The 4,148-nt window shown below is 20.1% G+C and carries 3 protein-coding genes; all 3 read right to left on the bottom strand.

Annotated features, from left to right (window positions below):
* Positions 1-79: 79 nt before the first annotated feature.
* Genes ACTT9R_RS05475 through ACTT9R_RS05465 form a run of 3 tightly spaced genes read right to left on the bottom strand, consistent with a single transcriptional unit; the run spans position 80 to position 4,008 of the window.
* A complete protein-coding gene (locus ACTT9R_RS05475; RefSeq protein WP_440927008.1) occupies positions 80-1,750 on the bottom strand; it encodes an LIC_10190 family membrane protein in 1,671 nt (556 codons plus the stop codon).
* A 10-nt stretch (positions 1,751-1,760) separates the two neighbouring features.
* The gene (locus ACTT9R_RS05470) at positions 1,761-2,867 is read right to left on the bottom strand and encodes a glycosyltransferase (protein ID WP_440927007.1); all 1,107 of its coding nucleotides are present in this window, start codon (positions 2,865-2,867) and stop codon (positions 1,761-1,763) included.
* Positions 2,860-4,008, bottom strand: coding sequence for a glycosyltransferase (locus tag ACTT9R_RS05465; RefSeq protein ID WP_440927006.1), 1,149 nt, complete (start codon positions 4,006-4,008; stop codon positions 2,860-2,862). Before ACTT9R_RS05465 ends, ACTT9R_RS05470 begins: the two co-directional genes overlap by 8 nt.
* Between the last annotated feature and the right edge of the window lie 140 nt (positions 4,009-4,148).

The following is a 4,148-nucleotide window of genomic DNA, read 5'->3' as shown; positions in this document are numbered from 1 at the left end:
GATTTGATTGATTTAAATAAATATTTTAAATTTTTATAGAAAGGTATTATGACTGATATTTTATCTTTCATATATTCTATTATTCATAAAATCTATAATTAAATCTATTGATGATTTTTATATCAGAATTTTTTAAACATGGTGTTGGAGTAGCCCAACAACTACCCTTGGAAACTATATAAAATTTTTGATTGTTAATTATCTCTTCTTTGTATGTTGTTTTTTTAACATAAAAAAATGGAAAAGAATTAAAATTTTCAACTGCAGAGTAAGTAAATTCTTTATTTAGCCTTATAACATTTCTTGAAAAAAAAACTAAAATTGCAACTGCAAATAAAATATAAAAACTTTTTTTAGTTTTTTTATAATTCACATTTTTAAAATCAAATAAGAAAGAAAAAGGGATTGCAATTAAAGAAATAACTAAAATATAACCACCATACCTAAGTGATGGAAATTTTAAAAACCATAAAGCAAACATCATAAAAATTAACACATAAAAAAAAAGTAATTTTTTAATTTTATAAATGTGGCTAACTTTAATTTTATCTCTAAAGGTAAGATAGACTATTGACAATACAACAAACAATGCCAACAAAAAATCAGTCACCTTTGTAAAAAAATATCTCTCAATCCAATTATTTAACCAATTAAAATTTTTAATATAATCTAAAGGATCTTGTATTCTGAAATCAGGTCCAGCTCCAGCTTTAGACCAAATTTCATACCATGTAGACATATAGCTAACTGTATCTAAATTTAAACCCCATGAAAATAAATTTGGAAAACATAAATTTTTTATTGGGAATATTATACACCCAGTTGCTGAAATATTTATTATTAAAAAAAGTATACCAATCAAAAATGAGAAAAAAAATATCTTTGATATTAGTAAATCTTTATATCTTATTAATTTATTTTTATTATAAGTTAATAAAACAATTGGGAAAAAAATATAAACCAGAAAATATGTTTTAATAGTTATTAGATATGTAAGAAGAGATATAAAAATTAAAAGATATTCTTTATTTACGCTATCTCTTAATATTAGTTTTATTGAAATATATATTAAAATACTTGCTAAAAGTTGTCCTGTAATATCAGTACCGTATTCTCCTATTCTATTAAATAGACTTATAAACAATATCAGAAAGATTACAGAAATAAGAGTGCTATTATCAAATTGTTTTTTTTTTAAGTCATTAAAAACGTTATCAGACAAAAAAATTACTACAAAAAATAAAAAAAAGAAGTTTAAAACATTAATTAAATAAAATTCAATAAATGGAAAAATAAAAATTGAGTATAGATAAAATATTGATGAATGATGTTTAAAACCATGGTTTAAATTTCCTAAACCAAACTCAATTTTATTTTGTGAAAAATGTAGCGCATTTGGCAAATGATAATATCCAAAATCATCATGAGATTTAGCCAAAAAAACACCAATTATTAATAAAAAAAATATTAAATAATGTATTTTTGAAATTCGTAATGAGCTATTTTTATAAAAATAAATAAATAATGTTAACCCAAAAAAGAGTAAAATCAGATTATGGATATAATTATGAGATGCAAATAAGTGTGTAATGTATGCTAAAGAACTAAGTATAAATAATCCAAAAAATCCTGTTAAACCAATATTAATATTCACAGAACCATCAAAAAACAAAGTTTCAAATAATTTTCCAAAACCTAAAATCGACCACAATGCAAAGAGAATAAAACTGACAAAAATTAAAAGTTCCATTAAAATTGGTTTATAAATATTTTTTTATTTCGTTTAAATATAGTTTCATATTTTTATTAAAATCAAATCGATACATTGAATTATACCCTTTTTTAATTTTATTTTTTATAATTTTTTTATTATTTTTATTTGTCACAAAAAGTATTTTTTTTTTTAATTCATTTATATTTCCAACTTTAAATAAAAAACCAGCCTTACCACCTAAAAGAATTTCTCTTGGGCCTGTCGGACAATTTGAGGATATTATTATTTTTTTTAAGTATTGTGCCTCTAGCAAAACATTTGGTAATCCTTCAAACTTTGAAGATAATATAAAAATATTAGCTTTATTTATATAAGGGTAAGGATTCTTTTTATATCCAATTATTTTTATATTATCTTTGAGCTTATTTCTAAAAATATAATTTTCTAGTTTTTTTTTATTTTTTCCTTTACCTAAAATGATTAATTTAAATTTAATTTGACCCTTTAATTTATTTAAAGCCTGCAATAATACTATTTGATCTTTTTGATCAGTCATTCTTCCAATGTTAATAATATTATTAAAATTTTTTTTAAAGAAACTAAAATTTATTTTTGTATGAATTTTATTTTTTACAATTTTGTCATCAAATGGATTATAAATACATTTAGAATTAATACCAAATTCTTTGTCTAATTGCTTTTTAAAATCTAAACTATTTACTATAATTTTTTTTGGGTATCTAAAAAAAATTTTAAAAATAAACCTTTTAATTATGTTAGAAGACCATCCACCTGGCGCAGTATTAGATCTTGTAATAATTTTAATTCTGAAAAAAAATGCAAAAAAAATAGCATAAATATTTGCTTGAAAAGACAAAATTAATAAATTTTTATTTTTTAAAAAAAAATTAAATAACAAATAAAAACAAAATAATGTTTTATAAAATCTATTTTTTTTATTCAAAAAAGATGATTGGGGAGAAATAAAATTTACTTGTTGTAAAAAATGTTTTTTTTTATCTTGATTGGCAGTAATTAAATTAACGTTTATGTTCTTAGATGATAAATAATTTGTGATTAAAAATAAATTTTTTTCGACTCCACCATCCTCTATTGAAGGAACAAAAATGACTAATTTTTTTTTTTTAAACATTTATCAAAATTTTTTGTAACTCTAAATAATGATTGAATAAAGAAAAATTTCGCGACATTTTTTTTGCATTTAATTTTTTTTTATAAATATCTTTTTCTGGAATTTTTTCTAAACTTTCAAATATCCTCAAAAAATCAGACTTATCATTTGATTTAAATAAAAATCCATTTTGATTATCTTCAACAATCTCTTTAGGACCATTATTACAATTACTTGAAATTATTAATGTATTTGCATAAGCAGCTTCAACTAGAACAAAACCCGGATCTTCCCATAAAGACGGTAGAATAAAAGCCTTAGATTTATTTAAATATTCATAAACATTTTTTTTATAACCCTCAAAAAAAATATTTTTTTTTAAATTATTTTCATCGACAAATTTTTTTAATTTTTTTGAATCTTCACCACTTCCTAAAATATAAAGACAATTATTATTATTTTTTTCTATTATTTTTTTAAAACATTCCAATAAAAAAATAAAATTTTTCTGTTTCGTTAATCTTCCAATCGATACATATACATTATAACCTAGATTATTATTATTTTGATTTTTATTATTTTCCCTCAAAATTTCTTTTACAAAAATAATTGGATCTCTAAGCAAACATATTTTTTGCTTTTTGAAAATTTTTTTTAGATAATTTCTTGTTGCAATTGTTGGTGTTGTTATTGTATCTACTTTTTTTATTACTATTTTCCAAAAAAATTTCCTAAAAAAATTTAAACGTGGTAAACCTGATATTCTTAAAATTACTTTTATTCCTGTGTTAAAAAAAAAATTTATAAATAATGGCAAAGACGTAACTAAATGTAATATAAATACATTCGACCTATTTTTTTTTAAAACATTATAAAGAGGTATAAATGCTAAAAAAAATATTTTTATTTGATAATACCTACTTAAAAAAAAGCCATTTATTTTTTTTTTTTTAAAATATTTTCTTAATTTTAAATCAATAACCTCAATATTATTTTCTGCGATTATATTTTCAAATTCATCCCATTCTCCTATTACATTAATCAAAATAGGTTTTAAATCATCTCTAGAAAATTTATTAATTGAAATTGCAGAATTTAAGACAGCTTTAATTGTGGCTATATTTGAGAAAAAAGGAGACCAGTAAAATATTTTTTTTTTCATTTATAATTCATCTCATTTTTATTTAAAAAGGTTATTTTTTCAAAGAAATTAATCTATCTCCTTATTTCTTAAATGCATTTGCTTATTATAAAAATAAATTAATAAAATATTTTTAAACTAAATTTAATATTATTTTATAC

It is taken from the genome of Candidatus Pelagibacter sp., assembly GCF_052049835.1.
Taxonomy (GTDB): domain Bacteria; phylum Pseudomonadota; class Alphaproteobacteria; order Pelagibacterales; family Pelagibacteraceae; genus Pelagibacter.
The sequence above is the reverse complement of the archived record's forward strand: the minus strand, read 5'-3'. Positions and strand labels throughout refer to the sequence as shown.

Bases quoted from the DNA above. Each gene is read 5' to 3' on its own strand.
- ACTT9R_RS05475 (WP_440927008.1), bottom strand. From the start codon at position 1,750: ATGGAACTTTTAATTTTTGTCAGTTTTATTCTCTTTGCATTGTGGTCG.
- ACTT9R_RS05470 (WP_440927007.1), bottom strand. From the start codon at position 2,867: ATGTTTAAAAAAAAAAAATTAGTCATTTTTGTTCCTTCAATAGAGGAT.
- ACTT9R_RS05465 (WP_440927006.1), bottom strand. From the start codon at position 4,008: ATGAAAAAAAAAATATTTTACTGGTCTCCTTTTTTCTCAAATATAGCC.